21 protein-coding genes are annotated in these 20,225 nt (G+C 62.4%); 16 read left to right on the forward strand and 5 right to left on the reverse strand.

Annotated elements, in window-relative coordinates; all coding sequences use genetic code 11:
- Positions 1-11 precede the first annotated feature (11 nt).
- Positions 12-737: a bestrophin-like domain gene (locus HMPREF9697_RS12715; RefSeq protein WP_002717634.1), complete on the reverse strand. Its 726-nt coding sequence runs from the start codon at positions 735-737 to the stop codon at positions 12-14.
- Positions 738-849: 112 nt separating this feature from the next.
- Complete coding sequence (locus HMPREF9697_RS12720; protein ID WP_002717635.1) at positions 850-1,419, reverse strand: methyltransferase family protein; 570 nt, start codon at positions 1,417-1,419, stop codon at positions 850-852.
- A gap of 168 nt (positions 1,420-1,587) precedes the next feature.
- Between HMPREF9697_RS12720 and HMPREF9697_RS12725 the strand changes: the two genes are divergently transcribed.
- Positions 1,588-2,505 (forward strand): pirin family protein, encoded by a 918-nt coding sequence (locus HMPREF9697_RS12725; protein ID WP_002717636.1) that lies wholly within the window; start codon positions 1,588-1,590, stop codon positions 2,503-2,505.
- A gap of 38 nt (positions 2,506-2,543) precedes the next feature.
- Positions 2,544-3,920: a malonyl-CoA decarboxylase gene (locus HMPREF9697_RS12730; protein ID WP_002717637.1), complete on the forward strand. Its 1,377-nt coding sequence runs from the start codon at positions 2,544-2,546 to the stop codon at positions 3,918-3,920.
- Between the two features lie 14 nt (positions 3,921-3,934).
- Here HMPREF9697_RS12730 and HMPREF9697_RS12735 read toward each other — a convergent pair whose 3' ends face one another.
- Together HMPREF9697_RS12735 and HMPREF9697_RS12740 are read right to left on the reverse strand one after the other, a co-directional pair.
- On the reverse strand, positions 3,935-4,264 hold the full coding sequence (locus tag HMPREF9697_RS12735; protein WP_002717638.1) for a hypothetical protein: 330 nt from the start codon (positions 4,262-4,264) through the stop codon (positions 3,935-3,937).
- Positions 4,265-4,421: 157 nt separating this feature from the next.
- Positions 4,422-5,423 (reverse strand): adenosine kinase, encoded by a 1,002-nt coding sequence (locus HMPREF9697_RS12740; RefSeq protein ID WP_002717639.1) that lies wholly within the window; start codon positions 5,421-5,423, stop codon positions 4,422-4,424.
- A gap of 161 nt (positions 5,424-5,584) precedes the next feature.
- Between HMPREF9697_RS12740 and murJ the strand changes: the two genes are divergently transcribed.
- The 13 genes from murJ to HMPREF9697_RS12805 all read left to right on the forward strand — a co-directional run bounded on the left by murJ (position 5,585) and on the right by HMPREF9697_RS12805 (position 18,010).
- Entirely contained in the window at positions 5,585-7,144 is a 1,560-nt protein-coding gene (gene murJ / locus HMPREF9697_RS12745) for a murein biosynthesis integral membrane protein MurJ (protein ID WP_002717640.1), read from the forward strand.
- Positions 7,145-7,192: 48 nt separating this feature from the next.
- Positions 7,193-8,230, forward strand: a complete 1,038-nt coding sequence (trpS, locus tag HMPREF9697_RS12750) for a tryptophan--tRNA ligase (RefSeq protein ID WP_002717641.1) — start codon at positions 7,193-7,195, stop codon at positions 8,228-8,230.
- A gap of 160 nt (positions 8,231-8,390) precedes the next feature.
- Positions 8,391-8,954, forward strand: coding sequence for a NifU family protein (locus tag HMPREF9697_RS12755; protein WP_002717642.1), 564 nt, complete (start codon positions 8,391-8,393; stop codon positions 8,952-8,954).
- A 137-nt stretch (positions 8,955-9,091) separates the two neighbouring features.
- Positions 9,092-9,769: a tRNA (adenosine(37)-N6)-threonylcarbamoyltransferase complex dimerization subunit type 1 TsaB gene (tsaB, locus tag HMPREF9697_RS12760; RefSeq protein ID WP_002717643.1), complete on the forward strand. Its 678-nt coding sequence runs from the start codon at positions 9,092-9,094 to the stop codon at positions 9,767-9,769.
- Positions 9,769-10,269, forward strand: a complete 501-nt coding sequence (gene rimI / locus HMPREF9697_RS12765; RefSeq protein ID WP_002717644.1) for a ribosomal protein S18-alanine N-acetyltransferase — start codon at positions 9,769-9,771, stop codon at positions 10,267-10,269. The genes tsaB and rimI overlap by 1 nt, the downstream gene beginning before the upstream one ends.
- Positions 10,270-10,292: 23 nt before the next feature.
- Positions 10,293-10,742, forward strand: coding sequence for a Fur family transcriptional regulator (locus HMPREF9697_RS12770; protein WP_002717645.1), 450 nt, complete (start codon positions 10,293-10,295; stop codon positions 10,740-10,742).
- Positions 10,743-10,872: 130 nt separating this feature from the next.
- Positions 10,873-12,300, forward strand: a complete 1,428-nt coding sequence (miaB, locus tag HMPREF9697_RS12775) for a tRNA (N6-isopentenyl adenosine(37)-C2)-methylthiotransferase MiaB (protein WP_002717646.1) — start codon at positions 10,873-10,875, stop codon at positions 12,298-12,300.
- Positions 12,293-13,351: a PhoH family protein gene (locus tag HMPREF9697_RS12780; RefSeq protein WP_002717647.1), complete on the forward strand. Its 1,059-nt coding sequence runs from the start codon at positions 12,293-12,295 to the stop codon at positions 13,349-13,351. Before miaB ends, HMPREF9697_RS12780 begins: the two co-directional genes overlap by 8 nt.
- 4 nt (positions 13,352-13,355) lie before the next feature.
- The gene (gene ybeY / locus HMPREF9697_RS12785) at positions 13,356-13,850 is read left to right on the forward strand and encodes an rRNA maturation RNase YbeY (RefSeq protein WP_002717648.1); all 495 of its coding nucleotides are present in this window, start codon (positions 13,356-13,358) and stop codon (positions 13,848-13,850) included.
- A gap of 1 nt (position 13,851) precedes the next feature.
- Positions 13,852-14,958 carry a hemolysin family protein gene (locus HMPREF9697_RS12790; protein ID WP_002717649.1) on the forward strand — a complete coding sequence of 369 codons (1,107 nt, stop codon included), beginning with the start codon at positions 13,852-13,854 and terminating at the stop codon, positions 14,956-14,958.
- Positions 14,955-16,562, forward strand: coding sequence for an apolipoprotein N-acyltransferase (lnt, locus tag HMPREF9697_RS12795; protein ID WP_002717650.1), 1,608 nt, complete (start codon positions 14,955-14,957; stop codon positions 16,560-16,562). The genes HMPREF9697_RS12790 and lnt overlap by 4 nt, the downstream gene beginning before the upstream one ends.
- A gap of 203 nt (positions 16,563-16,765) precedes the next feature.
- Complete coding sequence (locus HMPREF9697_RS12800; RefSeq protein ID WP_002717651.1) at positions 16,766-17,176, forward strand: helix-turn-helix domain-containing protein; 411 nt, start codon at positions 16,766-16,768, stop codon at positions 17,174-17,176.
- Positions 17,177-17,287: 111 nt separating this feature from the next.
- The gene (locus HMPREF9697_RS12805) at positions 17,288-18,010 is read left to right on the forward strand and encodes a tRNA (guanine(46)-N(7))-methyltransferase TrmB (protein WP_002717652.1); all 723 of its coding nucleotides are present in this window, start codon (positions 17,288-17,290) and stop codon (positions 18,008-18,010) included.
- Between the two features lie 18 nt (positions 18,011-18,028).
- Here HMPREF9697_RS12805 and HMPREF9697_RS12810 read toward each other — a convergent pair whose 3' ends face one another.
- Positions 18,029-19,105 (reverse strand): DUF2336 domain-containing protein, encoded by a 1,077-nt coding sequence (locus HMPREF9697_RS12810; protein WP_002717653.1) that lies wholly within the window; start codon positions 19,103-19,105, stop codon positions 18,029-18,031.
- A gap of 335 nt (positions 19,106-19,440) precedes the next feature.
- Between HMPREF9697_RS12810 and rimP the strand changes: the two genes are divergently transcribed.
- Positions 19,441-20,223, forward strand: coding sequence for a ribosome maturation factor RimP (gene rimP, locus HMPREF9697_RS12815; RefSeq protein ID WP_002717654.1), 783 nt, complete (start codon positions 19,441-19,443; stop codon positions 20,221-20,223).
- The last annotated feature ends 2 nt before the right edge of the window (positions 20,224-20,225 follow it).

Below are 20,225 nucleotides of genomic sequence, written 5' to 3' on the forward strand. Positions count from 1 at the left end.
ACTAGCGCTTCCTACATCGGGGTTGGAGAAACCTTGATGTATCCCGCGAAGGGATGCTCCATATCGACGATCAAATTGACGGCCGCAGCGATGGAGAATGCCGCAACGGCAAAGGCGACGAACACGACAGCATTCGGCGGCGCGAACACCGCGTAGCTGAAGAACAATACACTCAACCAGAATATCACCGCGATCAGAAAGAGATGCGGCGTGTGTGCACTTGTTTGAAGAGCCAGCAACCGACTGGTTTGCATGAGGTCGTCGATCATATGCAGACCGCTTGCGCGAGCTTCCCGGCCAACATCGTCTTCCGGTGTGAAGGCACGCAGCCTGCGCTGAATTTCGTTCAGCATTCCAACGCTGCGAGAATGATCGGTCGAGACCGCCATAGAGGCCGTCCATGTCTGCGCAATTTTTTCTTCCGTGAAGGCGCGCAGCAAGTCGCGCACCGGCTTGGCCTCCGGGCCGAAATGCACCGCCTCGCGATCGAACAATCTGAGATTCGTACTGAACTGCTCGATCGCCTTTCTGCTGCTATCCAGATCGGTCTTGGCGTTCGCGATCAGCAAGCCGACGACAAGCGCCGCCATAAGACCCACGGCACTCATCGCGAGATGAACTGTTTTGCTTGTCGGTTCAGAGAGGTAGCGTTTAGGAAGCTTCCTGCTGAGCAACAGGCCCGCCAGACTGGCCCCGAAAATGCAAACGAAAGCAATAAAACCCGTACCGGTGAACATTTGGCCACCCCAGACGAGCGTGCAAAGACCTAACGATCCGCGGCCGCCGGTCTGGTGTCAAGCAATCTCATCGAGCGGCCAGAACTTCCCGCCTTGGCCACGTTAAAGCCTGTTACGGCCTCATGAACGGCACCAGCATCGGCACCCTTTTGCGGTAGGCGTCGTATTCGCCTTCACCGAGTTCGGCGCGAAGCCAATTCTCCTCGATCCGGGCCTTGAGCCAGATTCCTGCTGCGATGAAGACAATCGACAGCAGACTCAGCACCGTCGCCAGCGCAATGGCCGTCGCGATCACGGCGACCAGCAAGCCAGTATAGATCGGGTGGCGCACAATGGCGTATGGACCCGTTTCAACAACATGATGCCCTTCTTTCAAGGTCACCGATCCTGACCACAGGCGCCCGAGATGAATGCGCGCCCACCACGCGAAGCAAAAGCCAAGAATCGCCAATACCGCCAGCGCGTAGCCACCACCGAAACCGACATGATAGAGACGCCCCGCGCCGAGCCATCGCGCCGTCCGATAATAAAGCAATACGCTGCCTGCGAGCAGCAGGGACTGATACAGCCACGTCAGCGGCGTTACCGGCTTGCGCAGGGTCGCACTGCTCCAGAGTGCAGCGACAACCCATGACGCGATCCAACCCACCCAAGCGCCGAGAAATATCAAGCCAGGTCGCATGGTGCCCTTCCGTCGATGGAACTTGGTAAACATTATGTACCGCTTCACAGTCACAAGTATGTCAGCGACATGATCGATGGAGCGTCTCGAAGCTTTAGTCTAACCGCAGTGCCCTCGCGGCCCGTTCCGATCGATGTATAATCCCACTTCCGAACAGGGAGACGTGCGATGAGCTGGATGCCCTCCAACGACCCGATCCTCGGCGACCCGCAATCCTGTGACGCGCTCGAACTCGTCATCGTGCCGCGCACCCGCGATCTCGGCGACGGCTTCGCCGTTCGCCGCGCGCTGCCACACGGCAAGCGCCAGATGGTCGGCCCTTTCATCTTCTTCGATCATTTCGGCCCAGTGCAGTTCATCGCAGGTCAGGGCATGGACGTGCGGCCGCATCCGCATATTGGCCTTGCCACCGTCACCTATCTGTTCGACGGCTCCATCATGCACCGCGACAGCGAGGGCAACATTCAGGAGATCAAGCCGGGCGCGATGAACCTGATGACCGCCGGGCGCGGCATCGCCCACTCCGAGCGCACGCCGGACGTGCCCCGCGCCAACGGGCAGAAAATGCTCGGCCTGCAGAGCTGGATCGCACTGCCGCAGAACCGCGAGGAGATCGCGCCGTCGTTCCAGCATTACAGCGCCGCCAGCCTGCCCCTCGTCAGCGACACCGGGCTCAAGGCGCGCATCATCGCTGGCAAGGCGTTCGGCGCAACATCACCCGTCGATCAAACCTCCGAATGGTTCTACGCTGAGGTCAGCCTCGATGCCGGATCGCACGCACCGCTCGATGCCGATCACGAGGAGCGCGCGGTCTATCTCGTCGAGGGCGAGGTGGAAATCGCGCATGAACGCTACGAGGCTCCGCGCCTCCTGATCTTCCGCCCCGGCGACCGCATCACTATCAATGCGGTGACGCCGACAAAAATGATGTTCCTCGGCGGCACCGCGCTCGAGGGACCGCGTTACATCTGGTGGAATTTCGTCTCATCGAGCCGCGAACGCATCGAACAGGCCAAACAAGACTGGAAGATGGGCCGCTTCGCGCATGTCCCCGAGGAGACCGAATTCATTCCGTTGCCGGAATGAAAATTCATGACTGTCCCATGAGCGGAGACGCCTGACCGATGCCAAGCCTGACATTCGACCGCGCCTTTCTCACTAATCTTCTCGGCACCTTGACCGACCGGGGACGTGACCTGATCCGCGGTTTGACGCAAGGATCGCCGCATCGCCTTGCCGACGGCGAACTCGCCGAGCTTGGCGAGACATTGCTGTCCCGGCGTGGCGAAGCCACCGGCGTCGCTCTCGCACAAGCGCTGCTGGCCGGCTATGAAGCGGCGACGCCTGAACAGCGCCTCGCCTTTCTCGAAGCGCTCGCCGATATGTTCGGTCCCGAACGCGAAGCCATCGAAAGCGCAATCGAGAAAGTGCGCGCCGAAGGCTTGAGTCCGGATGCAGTCAGCGCGCTGCATGAATCCGCCGAGCCGCGGCGACAGGAGTTGATCCGCCGCCTCAATCTCGCGCCCGGCGGCACCGCCGCGCTGGTGCGAATGCGGGAAGAGCTGCTGGCCTATCTCGGCGAGCATCCGCAGTTGCGCGTAGTCGACGACGATTTTGTCCACCTATTCGCATCGTGGTTCAATCGCGGCTTTCTGGTGCTGCATCGAATCGACTGGACGACGCCCGCCAACATTCTGGAAAAAATCATCCGCTACGAAGCGGTGCACGCCATCAAGAACTGGGACGATTTGCGCAATCGGCTCGCACCGCCTGACCGGCGCTGCTACGGCTTCTTCCATCCCCGGCTTGTCGACGAGCCACTGATCTTCGTTGAGGTCGCGCTGACGAAGGAGATTCCCGGCGCCATCGCGCCGCTGCTTGAGGAAACCCGCACGCCAATCGCACCTAAACAGGCCACCACTGCCGTGTTCTATTCGATCTCGAACACCCAGCGCGGCCTCGGCGGCATTTCGTTCGGCAACTTCCTCATCAAGCAGGTGGTCGAGGACCTGAAGCGCGAGTGGCCGAACCTCAATACGTTCGTGACTCTTTCGCCGGTGCCGGGGTTCGCGGCGTGGCTCGCGCGCGAGCGCGCGTCGGATAGTCCCGCGGCCCTTGACGCTGCGGACAAGGAGACACTGACCGCACTCGACCAGCCCGGCTGGATCGACGACCCTGCGATCGCCGAACGCGTGAAGCCGGTGCTGCTGGCTGCGGCAGCCTACTATTTCCTGGAAGCCAAGGACAAACGTGGCCGCGCCGTCGATCCGGTCGCGCGCTTCCATCTGGGCAATGGCGCAAGATTGGAGAAGCTCGATTACCTCGGCGACACTTCGACCAAGGGTCTCAAGCAATCACACGGACTGATGGTGAATTATTGCTACGACCTCGACGACATCGAGGATAATCACGAAGCATTTGTCGAGAAAGGCGTCATCGCCGCCTCAACCGCCGTGCGCAAAAGACTGCAGACCAAGTCCGGCCTGAGCGGCGCGGCATAGCCAGCGTCAGACGCTCACGCAGCGCCTGACAAATAAGCTTCGCGGCGGCCAATCATCCGCTCTGCGGCGATCTTCGCGGCTTCCTTGGTATCGGTCGCGCAGATGCGATACTCGAGCGCCGGCAATACAATCGCGTCACGCCGGATGAAGAACGATTTCAGCGAACGTGAGGGAATCGCCACGCGCGCGAGCGCTTCGGCAACGTTATCGACTGCACCGAAAGCGAACAGCGCACCGGTCGTAGCCACGCGTACTTCGTAAATTCCGGGACCAATGGGCGCTTCCAGTTTGTCGCCTCGCGCTGCCGTCGGATAGCGCTTCCAGTCGCCCCAAGTGGTAATCATCTCAGCCTCGGAAAAGTTAACGCAAAACTGCTCAGTATTGATTAGTGCGGTTCAACGCCTGCAGGTTCAATTTGTTCCAAATGTGGTTGCCACACGCGCGTTGTTCAAGGATGTCGCGCTTTCGTGAAGATAGTTCGTGAAGATAGAAAGTTCCGGGTCAGATGGGCAATCCGTGCTTCTGCGCCAGCTCTTTCAGCGACGTCTGCGGGCGGGCACCGATGTGCTGGATCACTTCCGCCGCGGCCATTGCGCCGAGCCGGCCGGCCTGCTCGTAGCCGGCTTCACGAACGAGACCGAACAGGAAACCGGCGGCGAACAGATCGCCTGCGCCGGTGGTGTCGACCACGCTCCGTGCGGGGAAAGCGGAGACTGCGGTGATCCCTTCCTTCGCCGCGACGACGCACCCCTTCTCGCTGCGCGTGACGACACCGAGCGCGACATCGTTGCGCAACTGCGCGAGCGCGGCGTCAAAATCCTGCGTGTCATAGAGCGACTGCAATTCCGCTTCGTTGGCGAAAATCAGATCGACCGTCTTGTCACGCATCAGGGCGATGAATTCATCGCGATAACGGCCAACACAGAACGCATCCGACAGCGTCAGCGCGACCTTGCGGCCGTGCTGGTGCGCGATCTGCGACGCCTTGACGAAAGCATCCTTGGCGTCCTTCGGGTCCCACAGATAGCCTTCAAGATAGATGATCGACGCCGCGGCGATCTCATTCTCAACAATATCAGCCGCTGACAGTTCCTGCGCCGCACCGAGGTAGGTGTTCATGGTGCGCTCGCCATCGGGCGTGACCAGGATGTAGGAACAGCCGGTCGCAGGCCCATCCTTTGCGGCTGCCGTGCCGAACGCGACACCCGCAGCACGAATGTCATGTGCATAGAGCTGGCCGATCTGGTCGTCCTTGATTTTGCCAACATAGGCCGCGCGGGCGCCCAACTGGGCGACGCCGACGATGGTGTTGGCCGCCGAACCGCCGGAGACTTCCGTCGCAGGGCCCATGTCGCTGTAGATCGACGCGGCGCGGGCCTCGTCGATCAGCGCCATCGAACCTTTCGTCATGCCGTGGTCGGTCAGGAACTTGTCGTCCACCCGCACAAGAATGTCGAAAAGGGCGTTACCGATGCCGAGAACATCGTATTTGGCGCTGTTCATTAAGATTAATCCTGCGGAGTGAGGCCGAAACCGGCGAAAGCTGGTAAAAGACGGAGACGTTCGCAGCGGGTTGAACGCCAGCGCGACCTATCACGACAAACCCTCTGCCAGCAAGCAGCGGTACTTTCGATCCATTCCAAGACAGCCCTTCCAAGACGCCGATGATCCGCCACATCCTCACGGTTTCCGCCGGAACGCTGATCTCGCGGGTCTTGGGCTTTCTCCGCGACACCCTGATCGCGGCGCTGCTCGGCGCGGGTCCGGTCGCGGACGCTTTCCTGGTCGCGCTGCAATTCATCAATGTCGCGCGCCGCGCGCTCTCCGAGGGCTCGCTGAACGCTGCGCTGGTACCGATCTATCTGCGGCTGCGCGACAGCGAGGGCGCAATCGCGGCCACCGCTTTCGCGGGACAGGTGATGGGAAGCCTCTGCCTGATCCTGATCGGCATTGCCGTTGTGTTCACTGGGTTGATGCCGTTCGTGATCTCGGTGATGGCGCCGGGCTTTATCGGACATCAGACCATGCAACTCGCAATCGACGATGCGCGGCTGATGATGCCATACTTCGCTTTCGTCGGCCCGATCACGGTGATGATGGGCGTGCTCAACGCCGAGCGGCGTTTCCTGCTCACCGCATTCTCGCCGGTGCTGTTCAACCTGATGATGATCGCCATCATCCTGTCGCTGCTCCTGTGGCATCACGATGCGCAAACATCCGCGACGATTATCGCGGGCGCGGTCGGCGTTGCCGGGTGCTTCCAGATGCTGGTGCTGATCCAGCGGCGCCCATGGCGCAGCGGCCTCGCCGCGCCCATTCGCATCTCCTTCAATCCGCAGATCCGCGCCTTCTATCGCAAGGCCGTCCCCGGCATGATCGCGAATTCCGGGCCGCAATTCCTGATCGTCGCAGGCGCGATTATCGCCTCCGGCGCGCCCGCCGCCGTCTCCTGGCTTTATTTCGCCAACCGCCTGATCGAACTGCCGCTCGGCATGGTCGGCGTCGCCATGGGCACCGTGCTGATGCCGGAATTCACCCACGCGATCCAGAACGACGACCATGATGCCCTCACCCATGCGCAATCGCGCGGCGTCGAACTCGCCCTCGGTCTGGTGCTGCCGGCAACGCTCGGTTTGATGCTGCTGAGCGAACCAATCATCGGCATCCTGTTCCAGCACGGAGCGTTTACCGCAACCGACACCGTCGCAACCGCGGAGGCGCTGTCCGTGCTCGCGCTCGGGCTTCCCGCCTATGTGCTGGTGAAAGTTCTGTCCCCCGCCTTTTTCGCGCGCGAGGACACCCGGACGCCGCTTCTCGCTACGCTCGCAGGCATCGCAAGCGCGGTGATTGCGGGCCTTCTGGTCAGCCATCGCTTCGGCGTGTCCGGCATTGCCGCGAGCATCTCGCTCGGCGCCTGGATTTGCGCCCTGATCCTCACCTGGCGCGGTGCATCCTCGTTCGGCTTTTCCATCGACGAGACCGCGCGCATGCGGCTGCCGCGCATCGTGCTGTGCGCCGCCATCATGGGCCTTACGCTTTTCACCTCGCAATATTTCGTCGCCCCCCTGACGGAGAACGCGCCGTTCTTCCCCCGCCTCACCATCCTGGGCGGAATGATCGCGGCCGGCATTTCGTTCTACGGCCTGTTGCTCGACCTGTTCGATGTCGTGAGCTGGGGCGAGGCTTTCGGCGACTTGCGCGACCGGAGCCCGCGTGGCAAGTGAGCGGCGGAAGCGGCTCGCGGCCTTGAGCCCTTTCACGGGAACGGCATCATGACAGCGATTCAGCGGGTTTTTTCAGGCGTCCAGCCGACGGGCAATCTGCACCTCGGCAACTATCTCGGCGCCATCGTCAATTTCGTCAAACTGCAGCAGACCCACAACTGCATCTATTGCGTGGTGGACCTGCACGCGATCACCGTGTGGCAGAACCCGACCGAACTGACGCACAACATCCGCGAAGTGACGTCGGCGTTCCTCGCGAGCGGCATCGACCCCGAAAAGCACATCGTGTTCAACCAGAGCCAAGTGGCCGAGCATGCGGAGCTCGCCTGGGTGCTGAACTGCGTCGCGCGTCTCGGCTGGCTGAACCGCATGACCCAGTTCAAGGAAAAGGCCGGCAAGGATCGCGAGAACGCATCCGTCGGCCTTTACGCCTATCCAAACCTGATGGCGGCGGACATTCTCGTCTATCGCGCGACCCATGTGCCGGTCGGCGAGGACCAGAAGCAGCATCTCGAACTGGCACGCGACATCGCGCAGAAATTCAACAATGACTTTTCTGAGTCTATCGCCGCGAAGGGGTACAACGCGAAATTCTTCCCGCAACCCGAGCCGCTGATCACCGGCCCGGCCACGCGCGTAATGTCGCTGCGCGACGGCTCGAAGAAAATGTCGAAATCCGATCCTTCGGATTACTCGCGCATTAACCTCACCGACGATGCCGACGCCATCGCACAGAAAATCCGCAAGGCCAAAACCGATCCCGAGCCGTTGCCCTCCGAGGAGGAAGGCCTGAAGTCGCGCCCCGAAGCCGACAATCTCGTCGGCATCTACGCCGCGCTGTCCGGCCGCACCAAGGCGGACGTGTTGCGCGACTTCGGTGGCGGACAATTCTCCGGCTTCAAATCGACACTGGTCGACCTGTCCGTGCACAAACTGGGCCCGATCGGTGCGGAAATGAACCGGCTGATGCAGGACCCCGGCCATGTCGATGCCGTGCTGGTGAAAGGTGCCGAGCGCGCCCGCGCCATCGCCTCCGAGACCATGAAGGCGGTGAAGGACATTGTCGGCTTCGTGCAGGCAAAATAATCCGCTTTTCGCGACACAAGCCCTTCTGCCATCAACCTTATTTCAGGGCCGCATATCTGCGCTGCGGCCTTGACCGTGCTTTTTACGGCGCCATCTGTTAGGAGAAGGCATCGCAACCCGATCGCGCCGGCCTTGAACCGGTGATGTGTTGGAGACACCCATGTTTATCCAGACCGAAGCTACCCCCAACCCCGCAACGCTGAAGTTCCTGCCCGGCCGCACCGTACTCGACAACGGCACGATGGAATTCACCAGCCGCGACAGCGCCGTGCGCTCGCCGCTTGCGGTGAAACTGTTCGACATTCCCGGCGTCACCGGCGTGTTCTACGGCTCCGATTTCGTCACCGTCACCAAGGACGACGGCGACTGGCAGCACCTGAAGCCCGCCATTCTCGGCACCATCATGGAACACTACATGTCCGGTGCGCCGATCCTTGCCGACGGTGCGCAGCCAGATGCCGGTCCGCATGCCGAGGAATTCTTCAACGAGGCCGACGCCGAGACGGTCGGCATCATCAAGGACATCATCGAAACCCGCGTCCGCCCGGCGGTCGCCAGTGATGGCGGCGATATCACCTTCCGCGGCTTCAAGGATGGCATCGTGTTCCTCGACATGAAGGGCTCGTGCTCGGGCTGCCCGTCCTCGACCGCGACGCTCAAACACGGCATCCAGAACCTGCTCAAGCATTTCGTGCCCGACGTTGTCGAAGTGAGGCCGATGTAAGCCTCCTCGCACCTGCGAGAGCGACGATTTGACGATGGCCGGGCTTGACCCGGCCATTTATTTTTTCGAATGCTTGCGCAACAGCAGGGCCTTTCCGCCTGCGATTTCAGCTTTCACGAAACCCTTCTCCTACAATCATGCTCGTTCTCGCCATCGATACCGCGCTGGAATCCTGCGCCGCCGCGGTGCTCGACACCGAAGCGGAAGCCTTTCGCGCACGACAGAGTCTGCCGATGAAGCGCGGCCACGCCGAAGCGCTGATGCCACTGATCGACGAGGTGATGACGGCCTCCGGCCTTTCCTATGCAGCGCTCGACCGGATCGCGGTCACCGTTGGTCCGGGCAGCTTCACCGGGCTGCGGGTGGGCATTTCGGCGGCCCGCGGACTGGGTCTTGCCGCCAACCGTCCTGTTGTCGGCATCACCACACTCGCCGCCTATGCCGCTCCGCTGATCGGAGAGGAAAGCGAAACACCGGTGATCGCGGCGATTGACGCCCGCCACGGCCATGTCTACGCCCAGGTGTTTTCTGGCGACGGCACAACGCTCATCAAACCCGCCATCATACCGCTCGAGGAGGTTTTCCGCGCCGCGCGCTTCGGCGCAGCGCATATCGTCGGCGACGCCGCCGATATGCTCGCGGCGCAATGGCCGTCGCAGTTCGAACCGCCCATGTCGGCCGACCGGCAGGCAGCCCCGGATATCGCATGGGTGGCGTGGCTCGGCGCCAGCGTCGATCCGGACGAGGCACCGCCGCGTCCGTATTATCTGCGCGCGCCCGATGCCAAGACCAAGGCCGAACTGGCGCAACGCTGATGGCGGGCCTTATCGCGAAATTTCTGTCGCTTTTCTCGTCACACAATAATGCGGCGGTCGAGCCCACGAATTTGCGCGACGCGCCCGCGATGGCGCGGCTTCACAAATCCTCCTTCCATCGCGGATGGGATGTCGGCGAGTTCGAGCAATTGCTCACTGACCGCAGCGTGCTCGCACACAAGCTGCGCATGGGCCGCACCGTCGCGGGCTTTATCCTCTCCCGCATGGCGGCCGATGAGGCGGAAATTCTGTCGGTCGCGATCGCGCCCAACCTGCGCGGCCGCGGCCTTTCCGGCCCGCTCGTCCGGACCCATCTCGGCTATCTTGCAGGGCAAGGCATTCGCACGGTTTTTCTCGAGGTCGAGGAAAACAACCAGCCCGCGCGCGCGCTATATGCGCGGGCGGGTTTCAGCACCGTCGGGCGCCGTGAGCGTTACTATAAAGATGACAGTGGCGCTCAATTAAATGCCATCGTGATGCGGCGCGACTTGTCGTCGTAGCTTCGGAATGGCAAAATAGCGCCATGCCAGTTGTGAAACCCGTTCCCGCTTCGACATCGACCGACATCGAGTCGCGCTGTGCCGCGACCGGCATGCGCATGACCGAACAGCGCCGTGTGATCGCGCGCGTACTTGCGGAATCCACCGACCATCCCGACGTGGAAGAACTCTATCGGCGCTGTGTCACGGTCGACGACAAGATCTCGATTTCGACAGTGTACCGCACCGTCAAGCTGTTCGAGGATGCAGGCATCATTGAACGTCACGACTTCCGCGAGGGCCGCGCGCGCTATGAGCAGGTGCCAGACAACCATCACGACCATCTCATCAACCTGCGCGATGGCAAGGTGATCGAATTCACCTCCGAGCAGATCGAGGTGCTGCAGACCGAGATCGCCCGCAAGCTCGGCTACCGGCTGGTGGATCACCGCCTGGAACTGTATTGCGTTCCGCTGGATGACGATAAAAGCTGAAATTCCATGATTTTCAGCGGCTTTTGCGGCCCGTGATCGCTGGATTCGGTCCCCGATCCGCTATATCTGAAGCGCCTGTCGCGAAAGGGGCCCTGTTCCTTCCGCCATCGCCGCAACTAACCCGGTTCTCATGACGCCGCCGCGCAAGCTGCACATCAAATCCTACGGCTGCCAGATGAACGTCTACGATGCGCAACGCATGGTGGATACGCTGGCTCCTGAAGGATTCGTGGAGACGGCGGACGCCACTGAGGCCGACCTCGTCATCCTCAACACCTGTCACATCCGCGAGAAGGCCTCGGAGAAAGTATTCTCCGAACTCGGACGCCTGCGGGTGATGAAGGAAGAGGCTGCGCGCGAGGGGCGCGAGATGAAGATCGCTGTCGCCGGCTGCGTGGCGCAGGCCGAAGGCGAGGAGATCACCCGCCGCGCCTCGACCGTCGATGTCGTGGTCGGCCCGCAGAGTTACCATAATCTGCCAAAACTTCTGGCCAGAGCACGCAGCGGCGCGCCCGCGATCGAAACCGAATTTCCGATCGAGGATAAATTCACATCTTTGCCCGCGCCGAAGCCCGCGGCGATCCGCGCGCGTGGCATCTCGTCGTTCGTCACCGTGCAGGAAGGCTGCGACAAATTCTGTACCTTCTGCGTGGTGCCCTATACGCGCGGCATGGAAGTGTCGCGACCGGTCGCGGCCATCGTCGATGACGTGAAGCGCCTCGTCGACAATGGCGTGCGCGAAATCACGCTGATCGGTCAGAACGTCAACGCCTATCACGGCGAAGGCGAGGATGGGCTGACAGGGTCGCTTGGCCGCCTGCTGCATCGCCTCGCCGCCATTCCGGGGATCGCGCGGCTGCGTTATTCGACGAGCCACCCACGTGACGTCGATGATTCGCTGATCGAAGCCCATCGTGACATTCCCGCCGTGATGCCGTTCGTGCATCTGCCGGTGCAGTCCGGCTCCGACCGGATTCTCGCGGCGATGAACCGCAAACACACTGCGGCCGATTACATCCGCACCATCGAGCGGTTCCGCAAGGCGTCCCCGGCGATTGCATTTTCCTCGGATTTCATCGTCGGGTTTCCAGGTGAAAGTGAACAGGATTTTTCCGATACCCTCGCACTCGTCACACAAATCAGCTACGCTGGCGCCTATTCGTTCAAGTATTCGCCCCGCCCGGGCACCCCGGCGGCGGACATGCAGGAGACGGACACGGCCTTGGCGGTTCCAGCAGCGGTGATGGACGAGCGCCTGGCGCAGCTCCAGGCCTTGATCGACGCCCAGCAGGCGAGCTTCAACAGGGCTGCCGTCGGCCAGACGGTCGAGGTGCTGTTCGAACGCGCGGCGCGTGAACCCGGCCAGATCGTCGGTCGTACTCCCTATCTGCAACCGGCACATGTGATGGCGCCCGCCGACATCATCGGTCAAGTTCTGCCGGTCACCATCGACAGTCTGGAACGCTACAGCCTCAAGGGCCGCCTCGCGCCCACACATGCGGCGGACATACCTCGCATATCTTCGATCCCTGCAACGGAGCCTGAAACCTTTGCCTAAAAGCGCAGCGGATTCATCTTCACTCGCTCCCGGCCGCAAACCCGATCGCGACCTTTCCTCCTCACCGGAAACACAGATCGTCGTTGCCTTCGACGACAACCGCGCGGCCTCCGCGCTGGTCGGGCCATATGGCCAGCATCTTGCTCTGATCGAACGCCGCCTCGGCGTGGTCGCCGACTCGCGCGGCAACCACGTCACCATCGCGGGCTCACGCGATGGCTGCGACGCCGCGCGCCGCGTGCTGGAGACACTCTACAAGCAGGCTTTGGCCGCAACCGATATCAGCCACGGCGATGTCGAAGGCGCGATCCGCGCCATTCTCGCGCAGGGCTCGCTGTTCGATTTCGAGTCCCGCCCCGGCAAATCCTCGTTCGAGGAAATCAATCTGCGCAAGCGCCCGGTGCGCGCCCGCACCGCCGCGCAGGACGCCTATATCCGTGCACTGAAGCGCAACGAACTGGTGTTCGGCATCGGCCCCGCGGGCACCGGCAAGACTTGGCTTGCGGTCGCGCAGGCTTGTCAATTGTTCGAGCGCAAGGAAGTCGACCGCATCATCCTGTCGCGACCGGCAGTGGAAGCGGGCGAGCGACTCGGCTTCCTGCCGGGCGACATGCGGGAGAAGGTCGATCCTTATCTGAGGCCGATCTACGACGCACTGTACGACCTGATGGATGCGCGCGTCGTCGAGCGCGCGCTTCAAAGCGGCGAGATCGAGATCGCACCGCTCGCCTTTATGCGCGGCCGCACGCTCACCAATGCCGCGATCATTCTCGACGAGGCTCAGAACACCACGTCGATGCAGATGAAGATGTTCCTGACGCGCCTCGGCGAAAACAGCCGTATGATCATCACAGGCGACCCGAGCCAGGTCGACCTGCCGAACGGCCAGCAGTCGGGCCTCGCGGAAGCCTCAAAACTTCTGTCCGGTGTGGAAGGCATCGCGCAGGTGACGTTCGCCGCCGAAGACGTGATCCGCCACGAACTGGTCGCGCGCATCGTTGCAGCTTACGAAGGCGCGCCGCGTCCCGCCTCTCCGGCCAAGCCCACCTGAGACGATGCCGCTCCCTCCTACCGCCGATGTTCTGATCGCCGCCGATTGCTGGCAGGTGCAGACCGATGCCGAAGATATCGTCCAGCGCGCCATCACGACTGCAGCTTCGTTCGTCGAACTGCCCGCGAATGAGACCGAAGTCGCGGTGATGCTGACCGACGATGCGCGCATTCGTGAACTCAACCGGGAATGGCGCGGGCAGGACAAGCCGACCAATGTGCTCTCCTTTCCCGCCGCCCAGCCGCCCGGTGCGACGCCGCAGCCGCTGATGCTGGGCGACATTGCCATCGCCTATGAAACAACGCGCAACGAGGCGGAAGCGGAAGGCAAGCCGTTCCAAAATCATTTGAGTCATCTCGCCATTCATGGCTTCCTCCACCTGCTCGGCTACGACCACCTCAACGATGACGAGGCCGAGGAGATGGAGGGGCTGGAGCGGGATATTCTGGCGAAGCTCGGCATCGCCGACCCCTATCTCACCAGCGATCAGGCGAAATAAAGTGTCCCCGGATTCCGACGATAACGCGGTCCCACCCGCTCCTTCGAACACCTCGCTGCCCGTTCCGGTGCAGCAGGGCGAAGTGCTGCGGCCGGCCGCAGAATCCTGGCTCGCGCGCGCGATCCGTTCGCTGTTCGGCTGGAAGGCGGGCTCCGCGCGCGCCGATATCCAGGTCGTGCTCGACGCCACCGCACCCGACGACGAAACGAGCTTCACCACGGTCGAGCGCACCATGCTGCGCAACATCCTGGCGCTGCACGACCGCCGCATCGCCGACGTCATGGTGCCGCGCGCCGACATCGTCGCCGTGCGCCGTGATATCTCACTTGCCGAATTGATGTCGCTGTTCGAAAGCGCCGGTCATTCGCGTCTTGTTGTCTACAACGATACGCTCGACGAGCCCGAGGGCATCGTCCACATCCGCGACCTCGTCGCCTTCATCACCTCGAAGGCCAAGGTCGATCCCGAGGTCAACGCCAAGCGCAAGAAGCCCTTTCCCGCGGGTCTCGACCTGAAATCTGTCAATCTCGCCGTTCCCCTCGCGGACACGACGATCATGCGCGAGCTTTTGTACGTGCCGCCGTCGATGCCCGCGATCGACCTGCTGGCGCAGATGCAGGCGACACGCATCCACCTCGCGCTGGTGGTCGACGAATATGGCGGCACCGACGGTCTTGTCTCGATCGAAGACATCGTCGAGCAGATTGTCGGCGAGATCGACGACGAACACGACAGCGACGAAGCGCCCTCCGTGGTGCGGCAGGCCGACAATTCCTTCATCGCCGACGGGCGCGCGAGCCTCGAGGATGTGCAATCCGTGGTCGGCGATACGTTCAACACCGGCGAAGCCGGCGAGGACGTTGATACGCTAGGCGGCTATATCGTCAATCAGGTCGGACGCTTCCCGGTGCGCGGCGAAATCATTCCCGGCCCGGGCGAATTCGAGATCGAGGTGCTCGACGCCGATCCGCGCCGCGTCAAGCGCGTGCGCATCGGCCGACGCAAGGAAGAAGCAAGTGGCCGGCCACCCCGCGACGGACGCCGACGCGATGCATCCACGGAGACAGCGGCACCCAAACCACCGCCGGGTGGAGAGACAGGGACATGAGCATCACCGCCAGCGCCCTGCACTCACCCGCGCGCGCAACCATCCTGAGTTGGGGCTGGCGGCGCATAGCGATTGCATTGTTTTCGGGCGCGCTCTCCGCGCTGGCGATGGCACCATTCAATGCATGGCCCGTTCTGTTCATCACTTTCCCGGTGCTGGTTTGGCTGATCGACGGTACCGGCCCCGGCCGCCGCGGAGTGATCAGTGCCGCCATCGCGGGATGGTGGTTTGGTCTCGGTTATTTCGTCGCCGGTCTGTACTGGATCGGCTACGCGTTTCTGGTCGACGCCGACACGTTCGCCTGGCTGCTGCCGGTTGCGATCCTCGGCCTGCCCGCGCTGCTCGCGCTGTTCATGGCCGCGGGCTGCGCGCTGGCACGGCTGATCTGGACGAAGGACTGGTCGCGCGTGTTGTCGCTGGCCGTCGCCCTCACCGTCAGCGAATGGCTGCGTGGGCATATCCTGTCCGGATTCCCGTGGAACCTGTTCGGCTACGCGCTCGCCGAACCGCTGGCGATGGCGCAAGCCGCCTCGCTGATCGGCATCTGGGGCATGAGCTTTCTTGCGATTGCGATCTTCGCAAGTCCCGCGATCCTGATCGACGACCGCGCCCGCACGAAATGGCCCTGGCTGCCGCTCGCACTTTCGCTCCTTCTGCTGGCCGCCGCCTGGGGCTACGGCACATGGCGGCTCGATCGCCATCCCACCCAATTCGTGAGCGACGTGAAGCTGCGGCTGATGCAACCGAACCTGCAGCAGGACGTGAAGTTCAACTACTCCGCCAAAGATGCCGTGATCGCGAAATACATGGCGCTGTCGGATCGCGCCACCGGTCCGCAGACGAGCGGCGTGCGCGACGCCACGATCCTGATCTGGCCGGAATCAGCGTTTCCGTTTTTCCTGACGCGCGAACCGGCGGAGCTTGCGAAGATCGCGAACTTCCTCCCACCGCAAACCACGCTTATCACTGGCGCGGTGCGCGCGCCCGATCTCTCGCCCGCGGTGAGACCGACACGCGCCTACAACTCGATCTACGTCATCAATCACGACGGCGATATTCTCTCGATCTACGACAAGCTGCATCTGGTTCCATTCGGCGAATACCTGCCGCTCCAGAGCACGCTCGAGAAACTCGGCTTCCAGCAGATCACCAAGGTGCAGGGTGGCTTCATCCCCGGCGCACGCCGCCGCACCATGACGATTCCCGGCGCGCCGCGCGCGCTGCCGCTGATCTGTTACGAGGCCGTCTTCTCCGATGCCATCGTGCCTGCAGGCGAGCGGCCAGGCTGGATCGTCAACCTGACCAATGACGGCTGGTTCGGAATCAGCACAGGCCCCTACCAGCACCTTCAGCAGGCCCGTTTGCGCGCCATTGAGGAAGGACTGCCGATCGTGCGCAGCGCCAATACCGGAATTTCCGCCGTGATCGATCCGGTCGGACGGGATGTCGGCCATCTCGCGCTCGGTCAGGAAGCCGTTCTGGATTCCGCCTTGCCCGTGGCGTTGCCGCCGACCGTCTTTGCGCGCTGGCGGCACGTGCCGCTGGCTGTCATGATCGTGCTGGCGTCCCTTGCGGTGCTGATCCGGCGGCGGCGCGAAGCCTGAAGGCGATCTCCAACTAATTTCATATATTGAAACGTCGCCGAGACTGCCGCCATTTCGCTCGTTTTCTCAGCCCAGATGGCGTTCCATTTTTTGACGGGCCGTCGTTGCGACCATATGGGTCAGGACGGCATTTGACGAAAGTCGAAAAAGCAGCTTAGTCGGGCCATCGTGACCTGCCCATGCTCCCTCGGGGACACTCTGTGATGTCGGCGAAAACACCCAACCCGGTCGACAAATATGTCGGCAGCCGCGTGCGGATGCGTCGCATCATGCTGGGGCTCAGTCAGGAGAAACTCGGCGACGCACTCGGCCTGACCTTTCAGCAGATCCAGAAATACGAGAAAGGCACGAACCGTATCGGCGCGAGCCGCCTGCATCAGATCGCCGATATCCTGCAGGTGCCGGTCTCCTTTATGTTCGAGGGCGGCCCGGCCAGCAGCACCGGCGTCGACGGCATGGGTGAGGCTCCTTCGCCCGCTTACGTCTCGGATTTTCTCGCGACTTCCGAAGGGCTCGCGCTGACGCGGGCCTTCACGAAGATCACGGATGCCAAGCTTCGGCGCAGCATCGTCGATCTCGTCGAGCAGATTGCCGCGACGCAGAGTCAGTCCTGATCTCAGGCTTGCCGCGATTTTTCGATTTCCATTTTCGCGCAGAGCCTTTTATTGCGAGCATCACCGTCGCAGGTTTCTCCTGCGCCCAATCTTTCAAGGCTTACTTCCGCCATGCCGGATGATCGATACAGCTCTCATTCCGATGAAGCATCTTCGCGACAGCCCGGTTCATTCTTCGGCCGTCGCAAGGGTCACAAGCTGCGTCCGCATCATGCCTCACTGATCGAGGATCTGCTGCCGCGCCTTGCACTCGACATCACCGCCTCCCCGCCCGCGAGTCTGACCACGCTGTTTCCCGCGGGTACGAACGCAGTGCGCCTGGAGATCGGATTCGGCGGCGGCGAGCATTTGCTTGCCGAAGCGGCGGCATTCCCCGACACCGGCTTCATCGGTTGCGAGCCTTACGTCAACGGCATGGCGAAAATCCTCGCGCAGATCGAAGCACGCAACCTCTCCAACATCCGCCTGTTCGCCGGCGATGCCGCCGAACTGCTCGCCTGGGTGCCGTCACGGTCGCTGGCACGGATCGATCTGATCCATCCCGATCCGTGGCCGAAGCGGCGGCACTGGAAGCGCCGTTTTGTGCAGCATGCAACCATCGCCGCGATGGCACGCGCGCTGACCTCACAGGGCGAATTCCGTTTCGTCTGCGATATCGACGATTACGTTGCATGGACGCTGTGGCACATGCGGGATTCCAGCGATTTCTCATGGCTCGCTGAGCGTGCGGATGATTGGCGTGCGCCGTGGCCGGGCTACACCATGACGCGCTATGGTGCGAAGGCGACGCGCGAAGGCCGCAAGGCATCCTACCTGCGATTTCAAAGGGCTTGATTGCGTTTCTGCGCGAATTTACTTTTCGCGCGCGCGCCAGAACACCAGCACACGTTGGGCCGTAGAGGTCGAAAGCCGCTCGTAATTGAGCCGCGCTTCCTCGATATCCGGCGGCGAAGGCATCTTGCCCGGCCCCAGACGCAGCACGATCAGCGCCCGCGCTGTCGCCCATTCCAGACCGATCGCGCGCGCGATCAGAAGGATCGGATCGTAGCGATCGCCGAGGATCAGCTGATCAACCGTCATCAACCGCACGCCTGACATCGCAGACAGTGCGGCAACAGCCTCTTCGTATTTGTGCTCTTTGGCGAAGTTGAGCAGCGCCGCTTCGTTCAAGCCGCCGGACTGATGCAGCGCCAGAACGAGCCGCTGCGCCAGCGCGAAGTCGCGCTTCACCAGAAGCGCGCGCGGCGCCGAGGAAATTTCCAGCATCGCCTGGTTGATCGCGAGCCGCTGCTTCGGCTTCGCCGTTTCGAACATACGGCGGCGTACGATGTCTACCGACTTCGACAACAGGTCTTTCAAGCCGTCGGGGGAAATGTCCTCGCGCTGACCGAGCGAGAGCGCCAGCACACCGTCATCGGCCGCGCGGTTGATGAGACCCGAATAGCCTGCCGCCGAAAACGTCGCGCCGGAGTTCTTCGCCAGCACGCGCACCACTTCGCGATCGGCCCGCCGCAGAATGACGTCAGTCAGCGGTGCCGCGAGCGTATCGCGTTCGGAGATCGCCGCGAGATGCGCCTGTCCCTTGGCGCGCGCAATCTCCAGCAGCAGCTCTTCGCCGATCAACGGTGACTTGCTGAGAATCGGGCCTGCGATGCGGATCTCGTCTTCACGAGCGAGATAATTGATGACGCCGGGCGGGGCATTCGGCAGGCTCGCAAAACGCGCAGCGACACCCGCACGCGCCGCAGGTTCGGCCGACGGCACAAGGCCAATCAGGATGCTATCGAAAAGATCGACGTGTTGCGGGCCAAAGATCGGCGCACCCTGCACGAACAATTCGGCGAGCTTGGTGATCGTGGTCGCGCGTTTTTCCGCGGAGCCGCTTTTCGCGATCGCATCAAGTTCGGGAATCAGGGACGTTGCTGCCATCAAATCAGGTCCGCGCAGGGTTCGAGCGCTAGTTCCCAATCTAGGGACCGCTCATGAATGAAGGGTTTAGCCAATCATTCATTTCCGTCGGGACACCAGGGTTCCCCCTGCCGGGCCTTGCCGGAAGGCCGGAAACGGGCTATATCCTTGCTCAATAAATCATCTCATACGATCGCGTAGGAGAGTGGGCCCTTCCGGACCCGCTCTTTTTTGTTACCTGACGCGGGCGCCTGAGCCGCAGGAAAAACGAGACCTTCCTGCCCGACAAACCGCCGCTGCTCCGGCAGCGTCATGAACCTTTTCTTAACCATCGCAGACGGACCGCTGACGCCGACATGACCGAACCCGCTTCCCATCCCGAGACCGCAACATCTGCGGTCGAACGCCGCCTGGTCGTCGAGCCGGGTGTTGCGGCGCGGGTGGCGGCGGTCGCCGAGCCGGTGCTCGAGGGGCTCGGCTATCAGCTCGTCCGCATCAAGATCTCCGGCGAGGCCGGCTGCACGGTACAGATCATGGCCGAGCGGCCGGACGGCACCATGCTGATCGACGATTGCGAGGCAATTTCCAAGGCGCTGTCGCCGGTGATGGATGTCGCCGACCCGATCCAGCGCGCCTACCGGCTTGAGATTTCCTCCCCCGGCATCGACCGGCCGCTGGTGCGCCAGTCGGATTTCGAGCGCTATACCGGCCACCTCGTGAAGATCGAGATGGCAGTTCCTCATGACGGCCGCAAACGCTTCCGCGGCATGCTTCAAGGCATCGAGAACGGTCTCGTGCGCGTGACCCGCGACGACGCCAAGGAGCACAAGGGCGCACAGGAGGCGGACGTACAGTTGCCGCTTGCAGATGTCTCGAGCGCAAATCTTGTCCTGACCAACGAGTTGATCGCCGAATCCATGCGTCGCGGTCGCGATGCCGAGCGCGAGCAGCTCGAGGATGCAGGCGTGCTGCCGCCGCCGCCGCCGCACGCCAAGAAAGCACGCGAGATGCGGGACAAGGCGAAACCGCGCCAACCGAAACCAGCGAAGAAGCCGCTGCCCAAAAACACCAAAGCTCACAGGCTTGCCGCCGATGCCAAACGGCGCGGAGCCTTATCCGATCCCCACGAAGGAGAGTAAGC

Source organism: Afipia felis ATCC 53690 (assembly GCF_000314735.2).
Classification (GTDB): domain Bacteria; phylum Pseudomonadota; class Alphaproteobacteria; order Rhizobiales; family Xanthobacteraceae; genus Afipia; species Afipia felis.

Excerpts from the sequence above, each read along its gene's own strand:
- HMPREF9697_RS12725 (WP_002717636.1), top strand. The coding sequence starts at position 1,588 with ATGAGCTGGATGCCCTCCAACGACCCGATCCTCGGCGACCCGCAATCC.
- HMPREF9697_RS12715 (WP_002717634.1), bottom strand. The coding sequence starts at position 737 with ATGTTCACCGGTACGGGTTTTATTGCTTTCGTTTGCATTTTCGGGGCC.
- HMPREF9697_RS12805 (WP_002717652.1), top strand. The coding sequence starts at position 17,288 with ATGCCGGATGATCGATACAGCTCTCATTCCGATGAAGCATCTTCGCGA.
- tsaB (WP_002717643.1), top strand. The coding sequence starts at position 9,092 with ATGCTCGTTCTCGCCATCGATACCGCGCTGGAATCCTGCGCCGCCGCG.
- HMPREF9697_RS12810 (WP_002717653.1), bottom strand. The coding sequence starts at position 19,105 with ATGGCAGCAACGTCCCTGATTCCCGAACTTGATGCGATCGCGAAAAGC.
- miaB (WP_002717646.1), top strand. The coding sequence starts at position 10,873 with ATGACGCCGCCGCGCAAGCTGCACATCAAATCCTACGGCTGCCAGATG.
- HMPREF9697_RS12755 (WP_002717642.1), top strand. The coding sequence starts at position 8,391 with ATGTTTATCCAGACCGAAGCTACCCCCAACCCCGCAACGCTGAAGTTC.
- rimP (WP_002717654.1), top strand. The coding sequence starts at position 19,441 with ATGACCGAACCCGCTTCCCATCCCGAGACCGCAACATCTGCGGTCGAA.
- HMPREF9697_RS12770 (WP_002717645.1), top strand. The coding sequence starts at position 10,293 with ATGCCAGTTGTGAAACCCGTTCCCGCTTCGACATCGACCGACATCGAG.
- HMPREF9697_RS12800 (WP_002717651.1), top strand. The coding sequence starts at position 16,766 with ATGTCGGCGAAAACACCCAACCCGGTCGACAAATATGTCGGCAGCCGC.
- ybeY (WP_002717648.1), top strand. The coding sequence starts at position 13,356 with ATGCCGCTCCCTCCTACCGCCGATGTTCTGATCGCCGCCGATTGCTGG.
- lnt (WP_002717650.1), top strand. The coding sequence starts at position 14,955 with ATGAGCATCACCGCCAGCGCCCTGCACTCACCCGCGCGCGCAACCATC.
- HMPREF9697_RS12735 (WP_002717638.1), bottom strand. The coding sequence starts at position 4,264 with ATGATTACCACTTGGGGCGACTGGAAGCGCTATCCGACGGCAGCGCGA.
- HMPREF9697_RS12720 (WP_002717635.1), bottom strand. The coding sequence starts at position 1,419 with ATGCGACCTGGCTTGATATTTCTCGGCGCTTGGGTGGGTTGGATCGCG.
- murJ (WP_002717640.1), top strand. The coding sequence starts at position 5,585 with ATGATCCGCCACATCCTCACGGTTTCCGCCGGAACGCTGATCTCGCGG.
- HMPREF9697_RS12730 (WP_002717637.1), top strand. The coding sequence starts at position 2,544 with ATGCCAAGCCTGACATTCGACCGCGCCTTTCTCACTAATCTTCTCGGC.
- trpS (WP_002717641.1), top strand. The coding sequence starts at position 7,193 with ATGACAGCGATTCAGCGGGTTTTTTCAGGCGTCCAGCCGACGGGCAAT.
- HMPREF9697_RS12740 (WP_002717639.1), bottom strand. The coding sequence starts at position 5,423 with ATGAACAGCGCCAAATACGATGTTCTCGGCATCGGTAACGCCCTTTTC.
- rimI (WP_002717644.1), top strand. The coding sequence starts at position 9,769 with ATGGCGGGCCTTATCGCGAAATTTCTGTCGCTTTTCTCGTCACACAAT.